Consider the following 26041-nt stretch of genomic DNA (forward strand, 5'->3'; position numbering starts at 1 on the left):
AACTATAATTGTCTTTTAATTGGACCGGTAATTTGTTCAATATCTTCCTTTGTATTTTCAATTTCAGTTTTGAAAGCAGTATCTAAATCAGTTGGTTTAACAATTTCGTTAAAATCTTGTTTTACTTTTTGTATTTCCTGAGAAATTCCGGAAGATAAACTTTGTGAATCTAATCCATTTGCATCGGCACTTTTTTGGATTTCACTTTTAATGTCATCCGTTGCGTGTTTAAGTTGCCGCATCATCTTTCCTAATGTTCTGGCAATTTCAGGAATCTTATCAGAGCCAAAAAGCATAAGAACCATAAAAATGATGAGAATAAACTCTCCTCCTCCAATTCCAAACATAATTACAATATTATTTTGAGCAAATATACGAAGAATTTCAGTTTTGAATAAACCCGTTTATTTCGTTTTTTCTGCTTCGTCAAATTTAGATTTTAATACTTCTTTTGGCCACATATTATTGCTCACATCAATATCAGCTGTTTCTAGTTTTGGATCTAATTGGATTTTCTTAACCTGTTTTTCTGTTGCAAACACTCGGGTTGCTGATTGATTACTTCTACGCCAAATTTGTTCAGGAAATTTAAAGGTTTCGGAAGAACCATCTTCAAATTGCAACTCAACTATAATCGGCATAATCATTCCACCGGGTTTGTCAAAAGTAACTTCATAAAAGTACTTTGGTGTTTTTAAATTACGTTGTTCTTCCGCATTAAATTTAGTGGTAACAAAATCATTCAAGGGTTTAACTTCTGAAATGGTTAAATCTTTTTTATTTTTTTGATTGAGTTGTGTATTATTTCCTTCCACTAAATACACATAAGGTCCATTTGCTGTGCCAAATCTACCTCTTCGGGTTTTAATGTCTTTTAATTCCGCCGTAGGTTCATCGGTTACAAAGTATTGTTTGACTTCTTTGATTCCAATGTCCACATAATCGGTGGAGAAAAACCAGCCTCTCCAAAACCAATCTAAGTCAACCGCTGAAGCATCTTCCATTGTTCTAAAAAAATCTTCCGGCGTTGGATGTTTAAATTTCCATCGGTTAGCATACGTTTTAAAAGCATGGTCAAACAATTCGCGACCCATGATAGTTTCACGCAGAATATTCAATCCGGTTGCAGGTTTAGAGTAAGCATTAGCTCCAAATTGGTGAATGCCTTCAGAATTAGACATGATTGGTTCTAAAAACTTTTGGTCTCCACTCATATAAGGGACGATTTTGTGAGCAGGACCGCGACTTGACGGGTAATTTTCCATGAAATCTTGTTCAGCTAAATATTGTAAAAACGTGTCTAAGCCTTCATCCATCCAAGACCACTGGCGTTCATCAGAATTGACAATCATCGGAAAATAATTATGTCCAACTTCGTGAATAATTACGCTAATCATACCGTATTTGATTCGGTCTGAAACATATCCGTTGGCATCTGGTCGACCATAATTCCAACAAATCATTGGGTATTCCATTCCTTGATCTTCAGCAGAAACAGAAATTGCTTTATGATAAGGATAATCAAACGTATGTTTAGAATATGTTTTTAATGTTTGAGCCACCGCTCTGGTAGAATATTGTTCCCACAACGGATTGCTCTCATTAGGATAGAGAGAAATAGCCATTACATTTTTGGTTTCTAATTTAACTGCCATGGCATCAAAAATGAATTTTCTGGAGGAAGAAAACGCAAAATCTCTCACATTTTCAGCGCTGAATTTCCATGTTTTTGTTTTATCAGAAAACCCTTTTTCAGTTGCTTTTGCCTCGTCTGGTGTAATAATTAAAACGGGCTTATCAAATGTTTTTTCAGCTAATTCATATCTTTTTACTTGTTCGGGCGTAAAAACTTCTTTTCTATTCAATAAAACTCCAGTAGCTTCTAACACATGGTCTGCCGGAACAGTTATATTTACATCATAATTCCCAAAAGCCAAGGCAAACTCTCCTCTTCCCCAAAACTGCATATTTTGCCAGCCCTCTACATCATTATAAACCGCCATTCTTGGAAAAAACTGAGCAATAACATACAATCTATTTCCATCTTTTTCAAACTCTTCATAACCGGAACGGCCACCATCTATTCTATAATTATTGATATTGTACCACCATTTAATTGAAAAAGAAACTTTTTCCTTTGGTTTTAATGGAGATGGTAAATCAATTCGCATCATGGTTTGATTAATAACGTAGGAAAGTGGTTTCCCATTAGCATCATTCACATAAACCAAATTAAATCCACCATCAAAAGCTTGTTGCATGTAATTTTTCACAAATCCATCAACAGGAACTGAGCCCTCTATTTTTTGACTTTCAATTAATGGCGTTTTCGATTGTCGGGCACTCATATTTTGGTCTAATTGAACCCAAAGATATTCTAATGTTTCAGGCGAATTATTGTGATACGTGATCGTTTCAACCCCATCAATTCGTTTGTTTTTATCATCTAAAACAACATCCATTTTATAATCTGCCTGTTGCTGATAATAAGCCGGCCCTGGTGCACCGGAGGCCGTTCTGAACATATTGGGTGTAGCAAATAAATCATAGAGTTGGCTAAATTTATTCGTGTCGTAATGACCTGATTCTCTTTTTGTTTCAGTTTTTTCTTGTGCCAACAATAAGGCTGGAAATAATCCGAAAAATAGCAGCTTCTTCATCTAAATTTTTTTTTGAAAGAACTAAAATAAACATTTTAAAGTAGCAGAAATTTTTTTATCAGTAATTTAACAACTCGTTGGGATTATCAGGAGTTAACAGAGCACTTTGTTTCTTGTTTAAAACTTGGGTGTGAATGATGTTTTGTTGTTCAGTAATAAAATCAAATAAAAGAGTGTTTTTAACTTCTATAGAATTCACTTTGGAAACATTGCTTACTTTTAGATAAATGATAAATACATCATCTTCTATTTCTTTTTTTACAAATTGAATCTCTTTAAATTTTGCATTTACTTTAATGGAAAAATTATCTGATATATACTTTTTAAATTGTTCCAATTGAACTGCTGACTCTTTAGAAGAACCCAAATAGAACTTAGTTTTATGACTTTTTTCTAACGCATTATTCAAATCATCAATAAAAAAACGAGCTGTAATTTGTATTACTTTCTTTTCAGGAACAAAATTAATTTGTGTCACAGAAACATAAAATTTATGTATCGTGAAAGAACATAATCCTATAAAAAAAATAGCTATAAAAACAATTTTTATCTTTTTTCTCATTTAAATTAATCCTTAGGAAGGTTTTTATATTCTTTGCTTTTACTGATTAAAAAGTCTATTAAATCAATTTCTCTATTTACAGCTAACAGCTCTTTCACCTTTGGGTCTGAATCACAATAAGCTAAAAATAACCCGATTTCGTCTTTGTTTAGTTCAAGTGTTTCCGTAAAAAAGTTATAGGTAAATTTATCTTTTACTGCTTCTTGAAAATTCTTTGAAGAGGTAAAAACCATTTCTTTGGGTTTATCTTTTACGAAAATTTTTCCAATCATCTTACCAATTTTAACAAAGTCCATACCGTAAGTAATTGTTCCATCATAAATACCCGGGTTTTTAGGAGTAGAACTGGCATCTTTTTCAAATTGTAAATCAGTAATTTGTCCACTATCAAAAGCCGGATTCATGTCGGTCACTTTCATATTTTTAACATCTTTGACTAAATCACCTGTTAACGTTTTTGGTGTCACGACAACTTCATCTAATTCATTAATAAATTCCTCTAATTTGACATAAACAACTTCAACTTTAAAATCAATCTCAGCTAGAATCAATTTTTTGGATTTAAAAACTACACTGGAAAAAACTAATGTATCACTTGGTCTGGCATACAAAGTAAAGTAGCCCAAATGATCTGAGATTGCTCCTTTGTTAGAAGATATATTAAAAACAGTTACATTATCAATAGACAATGATTCAGCAACAATTTTTCCTTTTAATACAACTCTTGGCACAAATTGACTATAGGAAAATTGTATTATAAAAAAGGTGGCTATTAAAAGAAAATTATTTTTCATAAGAATTTAAAAAAGTTAAAAATTCTTGCGACAACTCACCTAAAATAAAGGTGGCTCTCACTTTGTTTTTTGAAGTTAACGCTTCTGCTAAGTCAATATCTTCTACCACATAAAATTTAAATCCATTCACATATTCTTTTGGAATCTTAAGTGAATTTATAAAAAATGCATCTTCAAAATAACTTTCCAAACGAATAATTAATCGCTCTCTTTTTTCAACTTCCAGCTCTCTCTTTAAATTTTTCGTTCTACCGGAAACCCAATTTAACAATGGATCTAAAAAACCTGTTGTTGCCGTTCTAATTCTTCGTTCTGCAGGGGTATAACTTACCGGTTTGTAAGTGATAATTCCTAAATTTTGTGCTGTTATTTTAGTGTTTTCAGAAACTACCACTTCCTCTAATTGATTAACTTTTGAAGTCATGTTAATTTCTACAAAACCATCGTTAATCTCTTTTTTAGTGATGATTTTTCGCCAATAATTGAGATGAACAGCTGAAAAAACCAATAAATCATCTTCATTTACCTCTAAATAAAATTCTCCTTTTGCATTAGTAATCGTTGCTTTTTCAGAAACTAAATTTAAAACATGAATCCCTTCTACCGAAGCATTTTCAACTTTGATAACGCCACGAATTTGTTTTTCATTTTGTGAAAACACTTTGGCTGATGAAAAAATGAGCAATAAAAATAGTACCTTATTCATATTCTTCCAAGTAGATTAAAAAATCAGTTGCCAGTTTCGAGATTCGAAAATTGCCCTTTATTTTATTATTTGACTGTAAATAACTCATTAATTCATCGTCATAAATGATATAATATTTAAATCCATCAACAAATTCCTTTGGAATTTTCAGTTGATTTGCATAAAACTCATTGTCATTCCAATCGTTCAACTTCCTTAAAAGTAGTTCTTTTTTTTCAATTTTCAAATCGTTTTTAAGCATTTTTGTTCGTCCCGTAGCCCAATACAATAATGGATCTAAGGGTAATCTAAAAGCCATCAGACCTATTAAATCCATTTGTGTTATTTTAGTTGGGCGTAACTTTCGTTCGGCAGGAGTATATGCTTTAGGTTTATAGTTAATTATCCCTAACTCTTGTGCATTAATTTTGGTGTATTCCGTTAATACCACTTCATTTAATTTCACTTCTTTGGGAGTCATTGTCACTTCTAAAAATCCTGTTTTAAAATCATTTTCTTTCACACTTTTTCGCCAATAGTTTAAATGAACCGCCGAAAAAACTAACAAATCACCCTGTTTAGCTATGATTGAAAAATGTCCATTTCGATCAGTAACTGTTGATTTTTCGTTTACTAAATTTAAAACATGAACACCTTCAACCGAATTTGAATCACAAATAATTGTTCCGTTGATTACTTTTTCAGTCATATCTTGAGCATGAATAAAAAGGGAATAAAAGAAAAGCAACATTTTGACAAAGTAAAATTTTCTCATAAACTATCTAAGAAATTCAATTGCATTTAGAACTGATAATTATTTATACTCTTCATCAAATTTATTTTAAAAAAATAGCACTTCATCAAGCAACCACTGAAGATTAACTTATTTATAACAAGTTGTATTTACGTACATACTTATACAGGCATCCGATTTAGACCAAGTTGCCATAGATTTATCTCTATTGTACATCGTAAAATAAGGCAACATTGCCGCATAAAACGCAAAACGCCAATTTTTATCATCCCTTTTTTCGCTTTCCAACCATGTTAAAGTAATCGCTACTTGTTCTAGTTCCTTTTCTAAATAAATTTCATAAGGTTTTAAATCAAATTGAACCCAGTCCGTTTGACCATTCTTCACCTCAATTATAATATTCTTTTTGAGGATATTTTCATACGGCATTCCGTCTTTTAAATTGTAAATATTCATTCGGAATTTAATCGATCTAAATTCATTACCGCTGATGCAAAAATTTAGATTGTCTAATCTACAATCATTTTTTATATCGAAAAGCATCCCTCTCTCACGACCTAATTCTACATTGATTTCTTTTTCGTAGGTAGAGTAAAAACTAATATGCATCATGCCTGCACCTTTTGCAGTGCGACCAATCTTTTTTGTCCATGTTTTAGGTGGAATTAAAACAACTTCATTCAATTCATTTACTGAAGGAACAAGCCAAATTTTGTTTTGTTTGGATAGATTTTTCAAACTTAATTCAATCGTTTCAAATCCAATGTGCGAAAAAATCACTAGCTCATCCAAACTGATATCTTGATTGATGGTTAGTACAAAATTACCGTTTTTATCAGAAATGGTTCCAACTTCTTTATTTCTTATTCCAATATTTACATAGGCTAATAGCTCTTTTGTTGAAAAATTGGCAACACTACCTTTAAAAACTACTTGTGAAAAACCTTGAGTTAAAAAAAGTAAAAACAAAAAAAAGATTAGTCCCTGATTTTTCATAATTGAATTTCTTAATTGAAAAACTAATGGTAAAAATATTGTGTTTTCTTCCCAATATCCTCCCAAAGACTTTGTAATTATTTGTTAAACTGAAACAGTTTCTGAAGAGATAAACCCTTACTTTTGTATAAATTCCAATGAAATGAAAAACCTAATTATTGCCAGCACCTCAACTATACACGGAGGAAGTTACCTTGATTATTTATTGCCAAATCTGAAAGTACATTTTGCTGCTTGCCAATCGATTCTATTCATTCCTTATGCCCGACCGAGTGGAATTTCTCATGAAGCATATACTCAAAAAGTTGCATCTGTTTTTAACTCCATTGGTATTTCCGTTAAAGGAATTCACGAATTTTCAAATCCAATTGAAGCCATTGAGCAAGCGGAAGGAATTTTCACGGGAGGCGGAAACACTTTTTTATTGGTTTCGCAGTTGTATGAAAATAAAGTGATGGATGTTTTAAAACAAACCATCGAAAAGGGGACGCCTTATTTAGGCACAAGTGCCGGTAGTAATATTTGTGGATTGACCATGCAAACAACCAATGATATGCCTATTATTTATCCGCCAAGTTTTGCAACGTTGGGAGTTATTCCTTTTAATTTAAATCCGCATTATTTAGACCCTGATGTGAATTCCACACATATGGGCGAAACACGTGAAACCAGAATCAAAGAATTTCATCAATTCAATACTCCTGCCGTTTTAGGATTACGCGAAGGCAGCTGGTTGGAGGTAAAAGGAGACTCCATTTTATTGCGAGGAACTTTAACCGCTCGCTTATTCAGACAAAACCAAGAACCGGTTGAGTTAGAGAGTGTAAGTGAGCTGAATTATTTATAGTAGATTATAAAAAAAGAAAACCCCAAACTTACGTTTAAGGTTTTAGCAGAGCGGAAGACGAGGCTCGAACTCGCGACAACCAGCTTGGAAGGCTGGAGCTCTACCAACTGAGCTACTTCCGCATTTGTGAGTGCAAATATAGATAATTACTTTACTTTGATGCAAATTTTTTATGAAAAAAAATATCTTAAAGCTAACTTAAATTGTAATGGTTTTATTCTTAAATTGTTATATCTTTAGATTAATGTAATTAATGCTATTGAATCATGCTTACGATTAGAGAAATAACTGCATTAGAAACCTATTCTGTCAGGCATCCTGTTTTGAGAAAAGATAAACCGCTTGAAAGTTGCCGCTTTGAAGGCGACGAACTTCATTCCACTATTCATTTAGGGTTGTATATTAATTGTGCTTTAATTGGTGTAATTTCATTATTTAAGAACAAAAATGTCAACTTTACAGATAAAAAACAATTCCAAATACGTGGAATGGCGGTTTTGAAACACCATCAAAAAATGGGCTACGGCATTAAACTCGTTAAAGAGGCTGAACATATCATTCAAAAATACAATTGTAATTTACTTTGGTTTAATGCCCGTGAAACAGCAGTTGATTTTTATAAAAAAATGGGATATACAGTTATTGGTGAATCTTTTATTATAAATGACATTGGCACCCATTTTGTAATGTATAAAAAATTGATTTAGCCCATTGTTTTATGAAAAAAAATTTCCTTTTATTTCTTGCATTAGTATTAATTTCTTGTAATGACGACAAGAATAAAAAGGCAGATAAAGACACAACCCCTATTGTTACTCTTACTAAAGAAGGTAAAATTTTAGCAATTGATTCAACTGTACTTCATAAAAGTAAAGATTCGACCGTAATTGATTTTTATCATTCAAATAACAACAAAACTTTTTGGTTAGCCTTCAATTGCAGAGAATCACTTATTGATGAGCTTAAAAATGTAGAAGACGAAGGATTGAATCGTGCCGATTTTGATTTGAAAAAAATAATCAAATTTGAAAATACTATTGGTGCCTTGTCGGACAAAGCATTAATAGAATATGATATATTACTAACCGAAAATCTTAGTAAATATGTCAAAAAAGTTGCTAACGGAACTTTAAGTCCAAAAGAACTATACAAAGATTGGGATTTAAAAGACAGCAAAATTAATCCTAAAAAATTATTTTTAAATTTTCAACTAAAAGATTCATTTGATTATGCTTTGCATGCTGTAAAACCAAATCATATTATTTACAGAAAACTTAAACACGCCTTAAAACTCATTAACCAATTTCCTGATAATAATTTTGAAGTATTAGAAGCAAAAGATAAGATAGTTTATAAAGACACGCATGATTTGCTTCCTGAAATTAAAAAACGATTAATCTATTGGCATGATTTGAAAATGCAGGATTCGATAACTTCCATTTACGATGAAAAAACCTTGATAGGCGTGAAAAAATTTCAATCCCGCCATGGATTAGTTCCTGATGGCGTGATTGGAAAAGGAACTCTTTCTGCTTTAAACTATTCAAAGAAAAAAAGAAAAGAGCAAATCATTGTCAACATGGAACGTTGGAGATGGTTTCCTAAACAATTTGAAAAAGAATATATTCTAATCAATATTCCTGATTATAAACTCAACGTCGTTAAAAAAAATGACACTATCCGAACGCATCGGATTATTGTTGGAAAATCCAGTAGAAGCACACCCATTTTGTATTCCAAATTGAGCTATGTTGTCTTTAATCCTACATGGACAATTCCTCCCACCATATTAAAGGAAGATGTTATTCCGGCTGCTACTAAAAACAGAGGCTATTTTGCCAGTAAAAACATTACAATTTATGATGGCAATATTGAAGTCAGCTCAGCCGATTGGAATCCTGCTAAAGCAAAGTCCTATCGTTATGTTCAGCCACCGGGGCCAACAAATTCATTGGGTTTAGTTAAAATTATGTTTCCAAATAAACATTCGGTTTACTTACATGATACCAATTCTAGAGGTTATTTTGGCAGAGAAAATCGCTCATTGAGTTCCGGTTGTGTTCGAGTACAAAATCCATTTGAACTTACAGAATATCTTTTAGAGGATTCAATTAATTGGACAAAAGCAAAAATTGATGAAGTACTTACAGAGGCTAAAACCAAAAATGTAAATTTCAAAAAAGACATTTATTTACACATCCTTTATTGGACGGCATGGAGTGAAGGTGATAAACTTCAATTTAGAGATGATATTTATCGATTGGATTTTGATTTGTACAAAAAACTACGAAATTAATTTTGAAGAAATCTTATAACTTCCGGATGGATGATATATGAATAAACAGGATTTGTTTTTAATCGTATTAATTATTTCAGGAGTCAATTCTTCAGGTAAAGCAGGACAACCTTGACTTCTTCCTAATCGTTTATTCTGTTTGATAAACGAATCAGAAACATAATCTGCACCGTGTATCACAACAGCTCTATTTCTTGCTTTATCATTAATACCTTTTTCAAGGCCGTCTAAACGCAACGATTGACCATGTTTTCCTTGATAAACCTCTCCGGTAATATAAAAACCTAAGCTGCTTTGATAAGATTCTGCTTTATTAGAAAATTTTGTAGCAAATTCTTCTCCTGAGTTTCGTCCGTGAGCAACCAATGATTGAAATAAAATCGTGTTGGAATTCATATCAATAACCCACAATCTTTTTACGTTTGAAGACAAACTAAAATCAATCAACGTTAAAATATTATTTTGAATCAGTCCTTTTTGTTTTAATTGATAAAATCCTTCCAATGCCTTAGAAAAACTTTCTAATTGAGGAAGTTTATAATTATTTGAATTCAAATTATTATATAATAAATTCACTTTCGATTCGAAAGTTGCAGTAGTATTTTCAGCAATAATTTTGGGGTCTGTGGTATTTTTTGTAGGCGTTGTAAAGGATAATAATCCGAAAAACAAAGCCGGAATAAGCTTGTATATCATTGGTATTCTTTAGGTTAAAACTCGATTTGGGTTGGCCAAAAATATAAATAAAATCAATACAACCAAATTAATTTTGTCTTAATTATTCATTTTTTGGAAATAATTCATTTTAATGAATAGTATTGAATAACGCTTTCTTTTTCAAATTAGTATCTAGAAACTGTAACAATTCTATAAAAAAACGTCTTTAAAGATATATTATCTTAAGGAAATGATAAAGTAATTGCACTTGGAAAAGCTTTATCTAATTTTGAGCATTATTTACTTTATGAAGCATTTTAGCCTATTTTTCTTTTTTGTTTTTCTTTTTTTTAAAATTGAAATTGCTTTTGGTCAAAAAAAATCAGTTCAGGCTATCCGAGTCACAGAAAATATTGTGGTTGACGGAAAACTGAATGAATCATCTTGGGACAAAGCACCTATTGCAAAAGATTTTGTGATGTATGAACCGGATAACGGAGCTTTAGAAAAAAATGAAAAAAGAAGTGAAGTGAAAATTATATTCAATGATAACGGCATTTATATTGGAGCAACACTTTATGATAATGAAATAACTAAAATTGAAAAAGAAATCACCCAAAGAGATAATTTTGGAACAGCTGATATATTTGGCATATTTCTAAATGGTTTTAACGACGGTCAACAGGATTTTCGTTTTTTTGTGACAGCTGCAGGGGTTCAATTAGACTGTTTGGCAACAGAAAATGGGGAAGACTTTTCTTGGGATGCTATTTGGAATAGTGAAATTTCACTGACTGACTTTGGTTGGGTTGTTGAAATGGAAATACCTTATGCCGCTTTACGCTTTTCTAAAAATGATAAACAAATATGGGGACTTAATATTTTTAGAGAAATTCGGAGAGACAGACATAATTATGTTTGGAGTCATATCGATAGAGCGAAAGGCTCTGTTATCAACCAAGCAGGAACTTTAGAAGGTATTGAAAATATTAAAACTCCTACCCGATTATTTTTTATTCCTTATACTTCCGGTTATATTGAATCAAACGATAAAACTACAAATAGTACCGGAAAAATCGGAATGGATATTAAATACGGAATTAATGATTCCTTTACTTTAGATGCCATTTTAGTGCCTGATTTTGGACAAACCGCATTTGATAATGTAGAACTGAATTTAGGGCCATTTGAACAACAATTTAACGAGAATAGACCTTTTTTTACTGAAGGAACAGATCTTTTTTCAAAAGGCGATTTGCTTTATTCCAGAAGAATTGGCGGGCCACCATCTAATTATCCTGTAACAAATGAAAATGAAACCGTAACTGATTATCCAAATACAGTTGACTTAATCAATGCAATAAAAATATCAGGTAGAACTTCAGATGGGCTTGGAATTGGTTTTTTAAACGCCGCCACAGCAAAAACATATGCTAAAATTAACAACAACGAAACCAATGAATTCCGCGAAGAATTAGTTGAACCCTTCACAAATTATAATATTTTAGTATTTGATCAACGCTTTAATCAAAATTCATCAGTATCTTTTATCAACACAAATGTAACAAGATTTGGTGATTTTCGTGATGCAAACGTTACCGGAATTGTTTATGATTTAAATACTAGAGGAAATAGATTTAATATTTCCGGAGATGTAAAAATGAGCAGTATTTATGATTATGAAAAACCAAATGGTCATACGGCTTATTTAAATTTAGCTAAAACATTTGGAAAATATCGTTATTCTGTTGCTTCAAAATATGTCTCAAAAGATTTTGACAATAATGATCTGGGAATTAATTTTGTTACGAATTATCATAATGTTTATGCTAATTTTAATTACCGAATAGTAAAACCTACTAAAACCTACAATTCCTTTCAACTTAATTCAAATTATTATTTAGAAATTGAAAACACAACCGGAAAAATGCAGGAAAATTGGATTAATGTCAATGTAAACTCCTCCACTTTAAAAAATGATTATATCGGTTATGGCTTCCTAGTAAGTCCTTTTGTTACCTATAATTTTTATGAACCACGTGTTCCGGGTAGGTATTTAGCTTTTCCCGCAACGGTAAATGCCTTTGTATTTTTCTCTTCAAATTACAATAGACGATTTGCTATCGATGTTAACCCCTCCGTTCGTTTTTTTGATCAAAAAGATAGAATTAATTATAGTATATATGCCAGTCCAAGATACCGATTTAATGACAAATTCACACTGATTTACAATGCTTCTTTTTCAAAACAAAACAGTGATATTGGTTGGGTCGATCAAGTTGATTCTGAAATTATATTAGCCGAAAGAAATCGATTTACTTTCAATAACGGATTTTCAGGGAAATATGCACTGAACAATAAAATGACTATCAATTTAACTTCACGATATTACTGGTCATTTGCTGAAAATATAAAGTTTCACACCTTACAAGAGGACGGTACATTTATTCCAAACGACACTTATAATACTGATAAAGATTCTAATTTTAATGTTTGGAATTTTGACGTTTCCTATTCTTGGTGGTTTGCTCCGGGAAGTCAGTTTACTGCTCTATATCGAAATAATGCTCAATACTTTACAAATGAAATAAACAAAGATTTTGGCTCAAACGCAAATAACTTAATAGATAACAGTTTGAACCATGTTTTTTCTGTCAGTCTTCGCTATTTTATTGATTATAACAAAGCTAAAAATTGGTTTAAAAAAGCCTAATTCTTCGCTTATAAAGCTATACATTCTATATCTTTGTTCTAAATTTTAATCTAATGAACAAGAAAGTAATCCTGATGATTTTAGATGGATGGGGACATTCGCCAGATCCAAAAGTTTCCGCAATTGATAATGCCAATACCCCTTTTATTGATTCTCTTTATAAAAACTATCCTAATGCCGAATTACGAACAGATGGTTTAAACGTAGGACTTCCTGAAGGTCAAATGGGAAATTCTGAAGTAGGTCATATGAATTTAGGAGCTGGTAGAATTATTTATCAAGAACTTACTCGAATAAATTTAGCCGTAAAAAATAAAACTTTAAATGATGAAAAAGTACTACAAGATGCTTTTTCTTATGCCAAAATCAATCATAAAAAAGTGCATTTTTTAGGTTTGGTTTCTGATGGTGGAGTTCACTCTCATACTTCTCACCTAAGAGGATTATTAGATGCGGCTCAAGATTATGGTTTAGATAATGTTTATGTTCATGCCTTTACAGATGGACGCGATGTGGATCCAAGATCAGGAAAAGGATACATTGAAGATTTAGAAAAATATTGTTCAAAATCAAAAGCAAAGTTAGCTTCTGTTTGCGGCAGATATTATGCGATGGATCGAGATAAACGCTGGGAACGCGTAAAAATTGCTTATGATCAATTGGTTAAAGGCGTTGGAACTCTTTCAACTAATGCATCAGAAGCCATTCAAAAAAGTTATGATGCGGATATTACTGATGAATTTATCCAACCCATTTTGATGACCGATTCCAATGGAAATGCTTTAGCAACCATTGAAAATGGCGATGTGATTATCTTTTTTAATTTCAGAACAGACAGAGGTCGACAACTTACCGAAGCATTATCACAAAAAGATTTCCATGAACAAAATATGCATAAATTGAATTTGTATTATGTAACAATGACCAATTATGATGAAACCTATCATAAAGTTAAAGTGATTTACAACAAAGATAATATCACCGAGACCTTAGGAGAAGTTCTGGAAAAAAACCACAAAAAACAAATACGTATTGCCGAAACAGAGAAATATCCACACGTAACTTTCTTTTTTTCCGGTGGCCGCGAAGAACCTTTTGAAGGTGAAACACGCATTTTAAGAAATTCTCCAAAAGTGGCCACATACGATTTAAAACCCGAAATGAGTGCCTTTGAACTGAAAGATGCTTTGATTCCTGAATTAGAAAAAGGTGAAGTTGATTTTGTGTGTTTAAATTTTGCCAATGGTGACATGGTGGGTCATACAGGAATCATGGAAGCTGCCATCAAAGCTTGCGAAGCAGTTGACACATGTGTAAAAGAAGTTATTGAAACGGCATTAGCAAATAATTACACCACTATCGTAATTGCCGATCACGGAAATTGTGAAACAATGATTAATCCGGATGGAAGCCCAAATACAGCTCACACCACAAACCCTGTTCCTGTTTTTTTGGTTGACAAAGAACTAAAATCAATAAAAAGTGGTGTTTTAGGTGACATTGCTCCAACGATTCTTCATTTGATGGGAATTCCTAAACCGGCAGTCATGACAAGGGAAACCTTGGTGTAAACAAACCATATATTAAATTTTAGCCATTCAAAAAATGGCTTTTTTTATTAAAAAATAGTTAATTACTTGCAAAAGTAATAGTGATACTATTACATTTGCATTGTATTCTATTAATATAAAAAAATTTCAATGAAAAATATACTAGAAGGCTTAAAAGTAAACATTAGCAATAAGATATATATCAAGGATCCTGAGACTTCAGAATTAGGAAAGAACATCATAGAAAATAGTATTTTACTCATCAATGAAATTGGATTTGACAACTTTACTTTTAAAAAGTTAGGAGAAAGAATAGGATCCAATGAAAGTTCGATATATCGCTATTTTGAAAATAAACACAAGCTTCTTTTATACTTATCTTCTTGGTATTGGGGGTGGTTGGAATTTAAAATAGTTTTGTCAACAAACAGCATCACTAATCCAAAAGAAAAACTAGTAAAAGCATTGGAAATAGTCACAGAAGAACCTTCTGAAGACAAGAACCATCCACATATAAATAAAATGATTTTAAGCAACATTGTCATTTGCGAATTTTCAAAATCATACTTAACCAAAGAAGTAGACGATGAGAATAAAGAAGGCTATTTTTTAATTTATAAAAGAGTCATCAACCGAATTGTAGAAATGGTTAAAGAGGTAAATCCTGAATATCCGACTCCAAAAAGTTTAATTTCAACAGTTATTGAAGGTTCATTACATCAACATTTTTTGAAAAACCATTTTAAAACAATAACAGACTGCAACGACAAAACAACACCAAACGAGTTTTTTACAGCATTGGTTATAAAACAAATTAGTTAGTCAAATGAAAAAAGAATCAACTTTGTTAACCCCTCTAAAAAGATTTATTAATTTATTGAAATTAGACAAAAAAGATATTTATCAAGTATTTTTTTATGCTGTTTTCTCTGGAATTGTGAGTCTTTCGCTACCATTGGGAATTCAAGCAATTATCAATTTAATTCAGGGTGGAAGAGTAAGTTTATCATGGATTATTTTAGTTTTAGTTGTCATTCTTGGAGTAGCCTTTAATGGCGTTTTAAAACTCATGCAACTAAGAATAACTGAAACTATTCAACAAAAGATATTTATTCGTTCCTCTTTTGAATTCTCTTATCGCTTTCCAAAAATAAAATATACGGAATTCAACAATTCCTATCCTCCTGAATTGGCCAATCGGTTTTTTGACACACTTACTGTTCAAAAAAGTGTAGCGAAACTAATTTTAGATTATTCAGAATCATTATTACAAATCATTTTCGGATTGTTGTTACTTTCTGTATACCATCCTTTTTTCATACTTTTTGGATTATTATTATTCAGTATCTTATATTTAATTTTTAAACTATCCTTTCAATCCGGATTGAAAACGAGTTTAACAGAATCAAAATACAAGTACAAAGTAGCCCATTGGATACAAGAAATCGCTCGAAATTATTTTGGATTTAAAAGCAAGGTTGAAGCTGATTTTGCCTTATCAAAAAATGACAAAATGGTGACTGAATACTTAAAATCAAGAGAAAGCCACTTTCAAATCATCAAAAGACAATTTATACAATTGATTGGGTTTAAAATTTTAATATCCGCCGGTTTATTGCTAATTGGCGGCTTCTTAGTGATTAATCAACAAATCAATATTGGCCAATTTGTGGCAGCAGAAATTATCATTTTGTTAATTATCAATTCCGTTGAAAAAATAATCATTGGTTTAGAAACTTTTTATGATTTGCTGACTTCTATTGAAAAAATCGGGCAAATTGTAGACATGGAATTAGAAGAAATTTCAGATGAAGAGTACAACTATTGTTATAAAAATATATTATTTGAAATTGATAGTTTGAACTTTTCATTTCCATATTCCAATAAGAAAGTATTAAACAATATTTCTTTAAAAATAAATCAAGGGGAAACCATATATCTGGATGGGAATAACGGTTCCGGTAAAACAACTTTCATGCGAATTTTAGCCGGTTTGATTCAAACCAATACCAATTCGATTTATATAAACGATGAGAACTATAAAAAAATCAATATCACACAGTATCGTTCACAAATAGGAATCATCACGGCCGGTCAAACAACTTTTGAAGGAAGTATTCTTGAAAACATCACATTTAACAATAACTCGGTAGCTCCTGAACGCTTAAAATGGGTTTTGGATAAAGTAAAACTCACAAATGAAATTAAAAAAATGCCCAATGGCTTAGACGAATTTATATTAACCGACGGAAAACAATTATCTTCTTCAATTACTCAGAAAATAGTATTAGCTAGAGCGATAATAAATCATCCAAACATATTGTTTTTAGAAGATCCTTTTGACAAAATGGACAATGATCAAGCCAAAGAAATCATCGACTTTATTGTTTCCAAAGAAAATAATTGGACCGTTATTGTAACTTCTAAAAGTGAATATTGGAAACAAAAATGTGAACGAATTATAACTCTAGAGAAAGGAAGATTAATTTCAGATACAAACTAATCATGCTAAATATTTCTAACAATAATATCAACAAAAAAGTAGATTTAACTCGTTTTGAAACAATCAAACAGTTAAGTGTAAGACCTTATTTTAAAACTTTTAACCGATTGTTAATATGGTTTTTAATAGGAAGTGCTTTATTCCTATTATTACCTTGGACTCAAAATATTCAAGGTTCAGGTTATGTTACCACCGTTTCTCCGGAACAAAGACCTCAAACCATTCATACCGCTATTGCCGGAAGAATTGAAAAATGGTATGTTGCTGAGGGTCAATATGTAAACAAAGGCGATACGATTTTATTTATTTCAGAGGTAAAGGAGGATTATTTTGATCCAAATTTGGTTGCAAATACCGAAAATCAAATGAAAGCCAAAATGCTTTCTGAAGGTTCGTACGAAGATAAAGCAAGTGCTTTGTCAACACAAATTACTGCAATTGAACGAGAACGAATCTTAAAATTAGAACAAGCCAAAAATAAAATAGAACAATCACTTTTAAAAATCAAAAGTGACAGTATGGATTTAGAAGCTATAAAAACACAATTAAAAATCGCTCAAACACAATTTAAACGTTCGCAAGATTTGAATAAAGATGGTTTAAAACCAATGACAGATGTTGAGGACAAACGATTAAAACTTCAAGATGCAGAGGCAAAAATAATCACACAACAAAACAAATATTTAACTTCAAAAAATGAATTACTCAACTCAAGAGTTGAAATAAACAGAATTACAGCTGAATATACCGATAAAATTTCAAAAGCTCAAAGCGACCGGTATACGGCACTCAGCAGTCAGTTTGATACTGAAGCACAAGTGAATAAATTGCAAAATCAGGTTACTAATTACAAGATGCGTAACGAACTTTATTACATAAAAGCTCCACAAAATGGTTATGTAAACCGTGCGTTGCAATCCGGTCTTGGAGAAACGATTAAAGAAGGAACTCCGGTTGTGAGCATTATGCCATCTAAATATGATATTGCTGTGGAAACCTATATTGATCCAATTGATTTGCCACTAATTCATAAAGGAGAAAAGGTTAGAATTTGGTTTGACGGATGGCCTACTATTGTTTTTAGTGGATGGCCAAATACTTCCTACGGAACTTTTGGAGGTAAGATTGTTGCTATTGAAAATTTTATCAGTCCCAATGGAAAATACCGGATTTTAATCGCTCAAGATCCCGCAGACGCACCATGGCCCAAACAGTTAAGTATCGGTGCAGGAGCTCAAACTTTTGCATTATTAGACAATGTGCCTATTTGGTATGAGTTATGGCGAAAATTAAACGGTTTCCCTCCTGATTTTTATATTCCTAAACAAACCAATGCAACAAAAAAATAAAGGAATTATGAGAGCTACTATTGCCCTATTTTTAGTTTTTTCTTTTCTTTCTTATTCACAGGAGAACGCTGCTGATAGTATTTTGACTTTAGATGCCTACTTGGGATATGTCAAACAATTTCATCCTCTGGTAAAACAAGCAAATATTGAAGTAAGTCAGGCACAGTCAGAAATTATTGCCAGTCGAGGTGGATTTGATCCAAAAATTGAAGTAGATTATGAAAATAAACAGTTTAAATCGACGGAATATTATGATTTACTTACAACTACTTTTAAAATTCCAACATGGTATGGTGTTGAAATAAAAGCTGGTTTTGATCGAATGGAAGGGGATTTTTTAAATCCTCAAAACACTACGCCCGATAACGGATTAGCAAACCTGGGAATTTCAGTGCCTCTTGGTCAAGGCTTGCTAATAAATGATCGAATGGCTGATTTGAAAAAAGCTAAAATATTTGTAAATTTATCGAAAGCAGAACGTGATTTAGAAGTAGCTAATATTCTCTATTTAGCGTCTAACAGTTATTTCAATTGGTATAGAAACTACAATGAATACAAACTGTACCAAACTTTTTTAAAAAATGCAACTATACGATACGACGGTATAATTGGATTAATAGATGCTGGTGATAGGCCGGCAATTGACAGTGTAGAAGCCGGAATTTTGGTGAAATCGAGAAAATTAAATTTAGAACAAGCACGATTAAAATTAGTTAAATCAAAATTAGAACTTTCTAATTTTCTATGGTTTGAAAACAATTTACCCTTAGAATTACAAGATTTCATTACGCCGGAATCTGCCTTGGAAAAATCAATTGAAAATACCTTACGAACCAACGGTTTATTACTTGCAACCATTGATTTTGAAAATCATCCAAAAATAAAATCACTGCAAAACAAAGTCAGCATTTTAGAAGTAGATAAACGTCTTAAGGGAAATCTTTTATTACCTACCCTTAATTTGAATTACAATTATATATCAGAGCCCGAATTTGTTCGAGATTTTAATACCTTAAATTATCAATACGGTGTGAATTTTAGTCTACCGTTATTTCTTAGAAAAGAACGTGGCAATTTTCAAGTAGCAAAATTTAAATTACAAGATGCCGAATTGGATCTGCAGTTTGAAAATCAGGTTTTAAAAAATAAAATTGAATATCAATTAGAAGAAATCAACTCTTTAAAAAGCCAAATTGATATCGCAAATGAGTTAGTGTCAAATTTCCAAACAATGTTAGATTCTGAAGAAAAACTATTTTTATTTGGAGAAAGTTCATTATTTCTTATAAACACACGTGAAAACAGTTTGCTGAGTACCAGTTTGCAACAAATAGATACACAAATAAAATTTTGCGTATCTAATTCCGATTTGTTTCGATTAATTGCCAGTCCGGAATTCAATAATTAAAAAAAAACTGCTTTGTTTAAATGAAATTGAACAAAGCAGCTAGGAATATGGTTTAGAATGAAAATGGTTTAATTTCACTCATCTCATAGTAAGCTTTTTCAATCCACTCCCGATGATTGGGATGAGCAATTTTAACCAATTCTGTTACTCGTTGTTTTAGTGTTTTTCCATACAAATTGGCTATGCCATATTCTGTAATAATATACTGAACATGCGACCGTGTAGTGACAACACCCGCTCCTTGTTTTAAAAAGGGTACAATTCTACTTTCACCACGTTTTGTTTGTGAAGGCAATGCAATGATTGCTTTTCCTCCAACACTTAAGGAAGCACCTCGAATAAAGTCCATTTGGCCACCAACACCTGAATACATTTTTCCACCAATTGAATCGGCACAAACCTGTCCGGTTAAATCAACTTCAATAGCGGAATTAATAGCTACCATTTTCGGATTTTTTCGTATTCTGGCCGTGTCATTTACAGCCGACGATTCTTTTAATTCGACAAAAGAATTGTCGTCAACAAAATCATATAATCTTCGGGAACCCATTAAAAAAGTTGCTAAAACACGTCCGCGTGTGGTTCCTTTAAAGTTACAATTGATAATGTCTTTCTCAATCAAATCAATCACTCCATCAGAAAACATCTCTGTGTGCAATCCTAAATCTTTATGATTGTGTAATTTGCTTAAGGCAGCATTCGGAATGGAACCAATACCCATTTGAAGTGTACTTCGGTCTTCAATTAAGGAAGCAACATATTCTCCTATCTTTTCTTCTTCGGGAGTAAAAGTATCAATGCCATGGGCAAAAATAGGTTCATTTACTGCTACCAAATAATCAATTTCCGATTCATGAAGAATTCCATCACCAAATGTTCTCGGCATATTCGGGTTTACTTGAGCCACTACAATTTTTGCGTTTTCTATTGCCGCAACAGATGCTTCAACAGAAACACCAAGTGAACAATAACCATGTCGGTCAGGTGGAGAAACATGAATAAAAACCACATCCAGCGGCAGTACGTTTTTTCGAAATAAAACGGGTAATTCACTTAAAAAAACGGGGGTATACGAACCGTTTCCGGCTTTTAACGTATGTCGGACATTGGCTCCAAGGAAAAACGAATTCACATGAAAACTTTTTGCAAGTTCCGGGTTGGCATAAGGAGCTTCACCTTCGGTGTGTAAATGGCAGATTTCTACGTTTATTAATTCGGAAGCTCTAGCTGTTAATGCTTTAGATAAAACTGTTGGCGAAGCAGCTGCAGCTTGTAAATACACCCTATCTCCGGATTTCACAACTTTTACAGCTTCTTCTGCAGTTACATATTTGCTCATAATCTTTAAATTTTAAGCAAATATAAAGTGAATTTCAGGCAGTAAAGATGATATTTCTCATTGTTTTTATTTTTTTGTTTGTAAATTATTTCTTTTTTAAAAAGCACTATAAACTATCCCTCTGCTATTGTATTGCTGTAAATAATTCTAAAAAAGTGTACCTTTGTCGCTTTAAATTTCAAGATATGATTATCTCAAAAACCAAGGAAGAAATCGAATTAATGCGTGAAAGTTCATTATTGGTTTCTAAAACGCTTGGATTGATTGCGAAAGAAATAAAGCCAGGAGTGACCACTTTGTACCTAGACAAACTAGCCGAAGAGTTCATTCGTGATAACGGTGGTATTCCGGGATTTTTAGGTTTATACGGTTTTCCTAACTCACTTTGTATGAGTCCAAATGCCCAAGTGGTTCATGGTATCCCCAATAACAAACCTTTAGAAGAGGGTGATGTTATTTCTGTGGATTGTGGTGTTTTGAAAAATGAATTTTATGGTGATCACGCTTATTCGTTTGAAATTGGCGAAGTAGCACCGGAAGTTAAAAAGCTATTGAAAGTCACCAAAGAATCATTGTATGTGGGCATTCGTGAATTCAAAGCCGGAAATCGTGTAGAAGATGTTGGTAATGCCATTCAAAAATACTGTGAATCGCATGGTTATGGCGTAGTTCGAGAATTGGTAGGCCATGGTTTGGGAAAAAAAATGCACGAAGATCCTGAAATGCCAAATTATGGCAAAAGGGGTCGTGGAAAGCTATTTGTAGAAGGCATGGTGGTTGCAATTGAACCCATGATTAATATGGGAACTAAAAATATTAAACAACTGAAAGACGGTTGGACTATATTAACCGCAGACATGAAACCTAGTGCTCACTTTGAGCATAATGTTGCATTGGTTGATGGAAAACCTGAGTTGCTTTCAACGTTTAAATATATTTATGAAGCCCTAGGCATTGTGAGTAATGAAGAAGATGAGTTTAGGAGGAAAACGTTAGTAATTTGACACGGATTTCACGGATTTACACGAAGAAATTAATTACACAAAGCTTAGGAAATTTATAATTTGTTTTTTAAAGCTTTTTTTAAATGTCCTTTTATGATTGATTTATATTTAAAAGATGAAACTTATAAAATTATTGGACTTTGTATGGAAGTTCATAAAATTTTAGGTAAAGGTCATTCTGAAATTATCTATAAAGAAGCTTTAGAGTACGAATTTAGAACGAACGGTATTCCATATGAAAGGGAAAAAAACTATCGGATTGAATATAAAGAAATCTTTCTTTCAAGATATTACAATGCAGATTTTGTGGTGTTTGACGAAATAATTCTTGAAGTTAAAGCTATACAATGTTTTACTAAAAGTGATGTCAGGCAAACTTTAAATTATTTAGCTGCTTCAAAAAATAAACTTGGTCTTTTGGTAAACTTTGGAGAAGATTCTTTAAAACATCAAAGAGTAATTCTATAGAGATCAACACTATCCTGAGCTTTGTTAAATTTTAAAATCTGTGAAAATTAGTGAAATTCGTGTCAAAAAATGAAAAAAGCTTTTAAATTTTTATTAAATACTATTCCTCGCCCAATTTTAATTCGGTTGAGCTATATCGCTCGGCCTATTTTAGCTTTTTTATTAAGAGGAAATCGGTTTACTGACCCGATTGATGGAAAAAGCTTCCGAATGTTTTTGCCTTACGGATACGGACAACAACGAAATAATGTGTTGTCTCCCAGCACACTTTCATTGGAAAGGCATCGATTGCTGTGGTTGTATCTGAATAAGGAAACCGATTTTTTTCAATCTAAATTCATTTCAGATTCTTCTGCCAATAAACCAACAATTAAATTAAGAGATGCTGAAACAAGTTCAGCATTAAAAGTATTGCATTTTGCCCCTGAACAAGCATTTTATAAACGTTTTCGAAATCAATCGAATTTAGATTACACCACAACCGATTTATTTTCGCCATTGGCAGATGTGAAAGCAGATATTTGCAATCTTCCATTTGAGGATAATTCGTATGATGTGATTTTGTGCAATCACGTTTTGGAGCATATTCCGGACGATACCAAAGCAATGCAGGAATTATACCGCGTTTTAAAACCGGGTGGAATGGGCATTTTTCAAATTCCACAGGATTTAGCAAGAACAAAGACATTTTCAGATGATTCGATTACAGATGAAAAGGAACGAGCCAAAATTTTTGGGCAGTATGACCATGTTCGCATTTATGGTCGGGATTATTTTGACAAACTGAGAGCTATTGGATTTGAAGTTATTGAGGAAAATTATACTGCCAAAATATCGCCTGAATTAGTGGAGAAATATTGTTTGGCAAAAGGAGAAATTATTCCGGTTTGTTTTAAATAAAAACAAAGCCCACGATAAAAACCGTGGGCAAGTAAATAAAATCATAGAATTTAATTATTCTTCCGGCATTAACATGGCAATAACCTTATCTTTTGTTAGGTATTTTTTGGCTACAGCTTGAATATCCTTTGCTGTAATAGCATCAATTTTTTCTTCCACTTGAAGAATTTCATCGGCTGACACACCATAAGTGAATGAACGGGTTAAATAAGACATCCAATAATTATTTTGCTTGATTTTTTCTTTGTAATCTAATTTTTCAGCTTCTTTAAATTTATTTACGTCTTTTTCTTGCGGACCGTTTTCAATGATTTTGTTTAATTCTCGCAAAGCTGACTGTGTCAACGTTTCGGCATTTTCAGGTCCGCATGGAAAATTTATGCTAAAATTAAAACTCCCGTTTGGCACTTTATTCATGCTTCCTCTGGCACTAGCTCCGTAAACGCCACTTTCATTTTCGCGAAGTTCTTCAATGAGTTTAATAGTTAGTACTTCACCTGCAGCTCTTAAAGCCATAGCCTCTTTTGCATCATAAGTAGCATCGCCATAGAACATAATATTGACCGTGCTTTTTGGATCCTTTCCTTTTTTTACCACTTTTGTCAAATCGCCTTTTAACATTCTATACCCTAAATCAACTGCTTTTTCAGAAGTTCCATTTGATGGCAAAGAAGCTAAATACAAACTGGCAAATTCTTCCAATTTTTGTTCGTCAATGTTACCAACAAAATAAAAATGAAAATCAGCTGCATTGGCAAAACGCTCTTTGTATTTTTTATAAGCCAATTCGTAATCTGTCTTTTCCCAAGCAGTATCATCGGGCAACATGCCTTTAAAGCGGGGGTTATTTTGATTTAAATAGGTATATAATTCATTTTGAAAATACATAGTAGGCATTGCTTTCATGTTAGCCATGAAACCATTTTGCTTAATTTTATAACTATCAAAGGCCTCTTGATCCAAATTTAAATCAGTAAAATAAGCGTAAACCGTTTGAAACAGATATTCTAAATCTTTAGGAGTTGCCGATCCACGGAAACCCTCTTGTGTGCCTCCCACATACGGATTAACTCTGGCAATTTTTCCGGTCATAAATTTATTGATATCATTTAACTTCATTCCTGAAAAACCGGCTTCTGTAAGTCCTCCCATTGCCCATTGAACTTTTTCAAACTCTTCATTTGAAATCAAATTGGAACCGCCAAAGCTTAAAGCTTCAAAAAGGACTTCATCGTTTTTAAAATCAGTTTTCTTATAGGTTATTTTTGCTCCATTGGACAACGTTAGTGTAGTGGTACCTATTTTATCATTTGTTTCTTTTTTGCTGACAGAACCCTTCTTTACCGGATTACGAAGTAAACTTTCAGAAACTGCTTCATCCACATAAGCAACAATTGTTGACTGATCCACTTTTATTGAATTTAAAACCTCTTGTTCCGTTGGCTTAACCATTCCTTCTTTTTCTGGGCCAGTTAAAATAATTACTCTATTATCTTCTTTTATGTATTTATCTATTAAACTATTTGTTTCTTCGATAGTGATTGTTGGAATTAACTTTTGAAAGGTAGCATATGTCCATTCTATCCCTGGAGCTGGTAAATTTTGAAGAAAATGACTTTGGTATTCCCACACATAATTTTCAGATTCCGTTTTATCTCTTTCATTGTATTGTTGCTCAATTTGAGATATAAATTGCTTCTTTGCTCGTTCCAATTCACCTTTTGTAAATCCGTATTGCTTGACTCTTTGATTTTCTTCAACAAGCACCTTTAAAGCTTCTAGTTGTTTATCTTCAGGAGCCATGGCAAACGATTGAAATGCCTTTTTGGTTTTAGCATACGTTTCACCATAATAAGAATAACCAAAAGTAAAAGGAGGATTTGAAGAATTTATTTTTTCTTCTAGTCTTGTATTCAGCATTGTTGTAAATAAACCAACAACAATTTCATTTCTCATATCTCCAATAGTTCTAACTACTTTTGGCTCGTTGTAATCTTTATAAAGCAATTGCACTTGTGAAAAAGCGGCTTCTTTGTCGGTTTCTATTGCTACAAAAGTCTCTTTATGGTTAGGAACATCGAATGTTTTTCGCGGTCGTTCATTCTTTGGATTCTTATAAGATGAAAAATGAGTGATGATTTTCTTTTCCATTTCATTCACATCAATGTCGCCAACAACAATTACAGTCATCAAATTCGGCCGATACCAATCTTTGTAGAAATTAACTACTTTGTCGTAAGTGAAATTTTCAAGTATTTCTTTTTTCCCAATCGGCAGTCGTTTGGCATACATAGAATTGTACATCATTTTGGGCATAAATTGACCCATCATGCGTTTGTCTGCTCCTAAACCGATACGATATTCTTCAAGCACGACTCCTCTTTCCTTGTCAATTTCTTCTGGAGTTAAGTTCGTATTAAATGCCCAATCTTCAATAATTTGAAATCCTTTCTCTAATTTTTCAGGGTCGTCTGACGGAATTGGCAAGAAGTAAACAGTTTCATCAAAACTGGTATACGCATTTAAATGCTGTCCAAATTTTACTCCAATGCTTTG

22 protein-coding genes and 1 tRNA gene are annotated in these 26041 nt (G+C 32.3%); 12 read left to right on the forward strand and 11 right to left on the reverse strand.

All coding sequences use genetic code 11. The features are described from left to right. Positions 1-2 precede the first annotated feature (2 nt). From ACIQ2Z_RS01680 to ACIQ2Z_RS01710, 7 genes are all read right to left on the reverse strand, one after another. Positions 3-347 (reverse strand): twin-arginine translocase TatA/TatE family subunit, encoded by a 345-nt coding sequence (locus ACIQ2Z_RS01680; RefSeq protein ID WP_396182430.1) that lies wholly within the window; start codon positions 345-347, stop codon positions 3-5. A 57-nt stretch (positions 348-404) separates the two neighbouring features. Then, on the reverse strand, positions 405-2660 hold the full coding sequence (locus tag ACIQ2Z_RS01685) for a M1 family metallopeptidase (protein WP_396182431.1): 2256 nt from the start codon (positions 2658-2660) through the stop codon (positions 405-407). 58 nt (positions 2661-2718) lie between these two features. Then, on the reverse strand, positions 2719-3222 hold the full coding sequence (locus ACIQ2Z_RS01690) for a DUF6702 family protein (protein WP_396182432.1): 504 nt from the start codon (positions 3220-3222) through the stop codon (positions 2719-2721). Positions 3223-3227: 5 nt separating this feature from the next. Next, entirely contained in the window at positions 3228-4016 is a 789-nt protein-coding gene (locus ACIQ2Z_RS01695; protein ID WP_396182433.1) for a carboxypeptidase-like regulatory domain-containing protein, read from the reverse strand. After that, on the reverse strand, positions 4006-4722 hold the full coding sequence (locus ACIQ2Z_RS01700) for a hypothetical protein (protein ID WP_396182434.1): 717 nt from the start codon (positions 4720-4722) through the stop codon (positions 4006-4008). The genes ACIQ2Z_RS01695 and ACIQ2Z_RS01700 overlap by 11 nt, the downstream gene beginning before the upstream one ends. Next, the gene (locus ACIQ2Z_RS01705) at positions 4715-5476 is read right to left on the reverse strand and encodes a hypothetical protein (RefSeq protein WP_396182435.1); all 762 of its coding nucleotides are present in this window, start codon (positions 5474-5476) and stop codon (positions 4715-4717) included. Before ACIQ2Z_RS01705 ends, ACIQ2Z_RS01700 begins: the two co-directional genes overlap by 8 nt. 108 nt (positions 5477-5584) lie before the next feature. Next, positions 5585-6451 (reverse strand): carboxypeptidase-like regulatory domain-containing protein, encoded by an 867-nt coding sequence (locus ACIQ2Z_RS01710; RefSeq protein WP_396182436.1) that lies wholly within the window; start codon positions 6449-6451, stop codon positions 5585-5587. Between the two features lie 142 nt (positions 6452-6593). Here ACIQ2Z_RS01710 and pepE point away from each other — a divergent pair, with 142 nt between their 5' ends. Beyond that, positions 6594-7298 (forward strand): dipeptidase PepE, encoded by a 705-nt coding sequence (gene pepE, locus ACIQ2Z_RS01715; protein ID WP_396182437.1) that lies wholly within the window; start codon positions 6594-6596, stop codon positions 7296-7298. Positions 7299-7347: 49 nt separating this feature from the next. Here the strand turns inward: pepE and ACIQ2Z_RS01720 are convergent. After that, positions 7348-7420: transfer RNA gene (locus ACIQ2Z_RS01720), tRNA-Gly, on the reverse strand. Positions 7421-7564: 144 nt separating this feature from the next. On the opposite strand from ACIQ2Z_RS01720, the gene ACIQ2Z_RS01725 reads away from it, so the two are divergent. Further along, entirely contained in the window at positions 7565-8005 is a 441-nt protein-coding gene (locus ACIQ2Z_RS01725) for a GNAT family N-acetyltransferase (protein WP_396182438.1), read from the forward strand. 11 nt (positions 8006-8016) lie between these two features. Beyond that, positions 8017-9594 (forward strand): murein L,D-transpeptidase, encoded by a 1578-nt coding sequence (locus ACIQ2Z_RS01730; protein ID WP_396182439.1) that lies wholly within the window; start codon positions 8017-8019, stop codon positions 9592-9594. On the opposite strand, the gene ACIQ2Z_RS01735 is transcribed toward ACIQ2Z_RS01730, so the two are convergent. Further along, positions 9583-10290 carry a murein L,D-transpeptidase catalytic domain family protein gene (locus ACIQ2Z_RS01735; protein WP_396182440.1) on the reverse strand — a complete coding sequence of 236 codons (708 nt, stop codon included), beginning with the start codon at positions 10288-10290 and terminating at the stop codon, positions 9583-9585. The genes ACIQ2Z_RS01730 and ACIQ2Z_RS01735 overlap by 12 nt on opposite strands. 268 nt (positions 10291-10558) lie before the next feature. Here ACIQ2Z_RS01735 and ACIQ2Z_RS01740 point away from each other — a divergent pair, with 268 nt between their 5' ends. From ACIQ2Z_RS01740 to ACIQ2Z_RS01765, 6 genes are all read left to right on the forward strand, one after another. After that, a complete protein-coding gene (locus ACIQ2Z_RS01740) occupies positions 10559-12964 on the forward strand; it encodes a DUF5916 domain-containing protein (RefSeq protein WP_396182441.1) in 2406 nt (801 codons plus the stop codon). Between the two features lie 53 nt (positions 12965-13017). After that, positions 13018-14535, forward strand: coding sequence for a 2,3-bisphosphoglycerate-independent phosphoglycerate mutase (gpmI, locus tag ACIQ2Z_RS01745; RefSeq protein WP_396182442.1), 1518 nt, complete (start codon positions 13018-13020; stop codon positions 14533-14535). 129 nt (positions 14536-14664) lie between these two features. Next, a complete protein-coding gene (locus ACIQ2Z_RS01750; protein WP_396182443.1) occupies positions 14665-15336 on the forward strand; it encodes a TetR/AcrR family transcriptional regulator in 672 nt (223 codons plus the stop codon). Positions 15337-15340: 4 nt separating this feature from the next. Beyond that, positions 15341-17017 carry a peptidase domain-containing ABC transporter gene (locus ACIQ2Z_RS01755; RefSeq protein WP_396182444.1) on the forward strand — a complete coding sequence of 559 codons (1677 nt, stop codon included), beginning with the start codon at positions 15341-15343 and terminating at the stop codon, positions 17015-17017. A 2-nt stretch (positions 17018-17019) separates the two neighbouring features. Continuing rightward, positions 17020-18366, forward strand: a complete 1347-nt coding sequence (locus tag ACIQ2Z_RS01760; RefSeq protein WP_396182445.1) for an HlyD family secretion protein — start codon at positions 17020-17022, stop codon at positions 18364-18366. Continuing rightward, the gene (locus ACIQ2Z_RS01765; RefSeq protein ID WP_396182446.1) at positions 18350-19774 is read left to right on the forward strand and encodes a TolC family protein; all 1425 of its coding nucleotides are present in this window, start codon (positions 18350-18352) and stop codon (positions 19772-19774) included. Before ACIQ2Z_RS01760 ends, ACIQ2Z_RS01765 begins: the two co-directional genes overlap by 17 nt. Positions 19775-19826: 52 nt before the next feature. Here the strand turns inward: ACIQ2Z_RS01765 and ACIQ2Z_RS01770 are convergent, their stop codons facing one another. Beyond that, a complete protein-coding gene (locus ACIQ2Z_RS01770; protein WP_396182447.1) occupies positions 19827-21113 on the reverse strand; it encodes an acetyl-CoA hydrolase/transferase family protein in 1287 nt (428 codons plus the stop codon). 185 nt (positions 21114-21298) lie between these two features. Between ACIQ2Z_RS01770 and map the strand changes: the two genes are divergently transcribed. The 3 genes from map (at position 21299) to ACIQ2Z_RS01785 (ending at position 23485) form a co-directional block, all read left to right on the forward strand. Beyond that, complete coding sequence (map, locus tag ACIQ2Z_RS01775) at positions 21299-22117, forward strand: type I methionyl aminopeptidase (protein WP_396182448.1); 819 nt, start codon at positions 21299-21301, stop codon at positions 22115-22117. Between the two features lie 93 nt (positions 22118-22210). Next, positions 22211-22585 (forward strand): GxxExxY protein, encoded by a 375-nt coding sequence (locus ACIQ2Z_RS01780; protein ID WP_396182449.1) that lies wholly within the window; start codon positions 22211-22213, stop codon positions 22583-22585. Positions 22586-22654: 69 nt separating this feature from the next. Further along, positions 22655-23485, forward strand: a complete 831-nt coding sequence (locus ACIQ2Z_RS01785) for a class I SAM-dependent methyltransferase (protein ID WP_396182450.1) — start codon at positions 22655-22657, stop codon at positions 23483-23485. A 54-nt stretch (positions 23486-23539) separates the two neighbouring features. Here ACIQ2Z_RS01785 and ACIQ2Z_RS01790 read toward each other — a convergent pair. Next, positions 23540-26041 (reverse strand): M16 family metallopeptidase (locus ACIQ2Z_RS01790; RefSeq protein WP_396182451.1); only part of this gene is annotated, 2502 nt, incomplete at its 5' end.

Source organism: Flavobacterium sp., from assembly GCF_044361015.1.
Classification (GTDB): domain Bacteria; phylum Bacteroidota; class Bacteroidia; order Flavobacteriales; family Flavobacteriaceae; genus Flavobacterium.

Coding starts and splice junctions, on each gene's coding strand:
- ACIQ2Z_RS01680 (WP_396182430.1), bottom strand. CDS start 347: ATGTTTGGAATTGGAGGAGGAGAGTTTATTCTCATCATTTTTATGGTT.
- ACIQ2Z_RS01685 (WP_396182431.1), bottom strand. CDS start 2,660: ATGAAGAAGCTGCTATTTTTCGGATTATTTCCAGCCTTATTGTTGGCA.
- ACIQ2Z_RS01690 (WP_396182432.1), bottom strand. CDS start 3,222: ATGAGAAAAAAGATAAAAATTGTTTTTATAGCTATTTTTTTTATAGGA.
- ACIQ2Z_RS01695 (WP_396182433.1), bottom strand. CDS start 4,016: ATGAAAAATAATTTTCTTTTAATAGCCACCTTTTTTATAATACAATTT.
- ACIQ2Z_RS01700 (WP_396182434.1), bottom strand. CDS start 4,722: ATGAATAAGGTACTATTTTTATTGCTCATTTTTTCATCAGCCAAAGTG.
- ACIQ2Z_RS01705 (WP_396182435.1), bottom strand. CDS start 5,476: ATGAGAAAATTTTACTTTGTCAAAATGTTGCTTTTCTTTTATTCCCTT.
- ACIQ2Z_RS01710 (WP_396182436.1), bottom strand. CDS start 6,451: ATGAAAAATCAGGGACTAATCTTTTTTTTGTTTTTACTTTTTTTAACT.
- pepE (WP_396182437.1), top strand. CDS start 6,594: ATGAAAAACCTAATTATTGCCAGCACCTCAACTATACACGGAGGAAGT.
- ACIQ2Z_RS01725 (WP_396182438.1), top strand. CDS start 7,565: ATGCTTACGATTAGAGAAATAACTGCATTAGAAACCTATTCTGTCAGG.
- ACIQ2Z_RS01730 (WP_396182439.1), top strand. CDS start 8,017: ATGAAAAAAAATTTCCTTTTATTTCTTGCATTAGTATTAATTTCTTGT.
- ACIQ2Z_RS01735 (WP_396182440.1), bottom strand. CDS start 10,290: ATGATATACAAGCTTATTCCGGCTTTGTTTTTCGGATTATTATCCTTT.
- ACIQ2Z_RS01740 (WP_396182441.1), top strand. CDS start 10,559: ATGAAGCATTTTAGCCTATTTTTCTTTTTTGTTTTTCTTTTTTTTAAA.
- gpmI (WP_396182442.1), top strand. CDS start 13,018: ATGAACAAGAAAGTAATCCTGATGATTTTAGATGGATGGGGACATTCG.
- ACIQ2Z_RS01750 (WP_396182443.1), top strand. CDS start 14,665: ATGAAAAATATACTAGAAGGCTTAAAAGTAAACATTAGCAATAAGATA.
- ACIQ2Z_RS01755 (WP_396182444.1), top strand. CDS start 15,341: ATGAAAAAAGAATCAACTTTGTTAACCCCTCTAAAAAGATTTATTAAT.
- ACIQ2Z_RS01760 (WP_396182445.1), top strand. CDS start 17,020: ATGCTAAATATTTCTAACAATAATATCAACAAAAAAGTAGATTTAACT.
- ACIQ2Z_RS01765 (WP_396182446.1), top strand. CDS start 18,350: ATGCAACAAAAAAATAAAGGAATTATGAGAGCTACTATTGCCCTATTT.
- ACIQ2Z_RS01770 (WP_396182447.1), bottom strand. CDS start 21,113: ATGAGCAAATATGTAACTGCAGAAGAAGCTGTAAAAGTTGTGAAATCC.
- map (WP_396182448.1), top strand. CDS start 21,299: ATGATTATCTCAAAAACCAAGGAAGAAATCGAATTAATGCGTGAAAGT.
- ACIQ2Z_RS01780 (WP_396182449.1), top strand. CDS start 22,211: ATGATTGATTTATATTTAAAAGATGAAACTTATAAAATTATTGGACTT.
- ACIQ2Z_RS01785 (WP_396182450.1), top strand. CDS start 22,655: ATGAAAAAAGCTTTTAAATTTTTATTAAATACTATTCCTCGCCCAATT.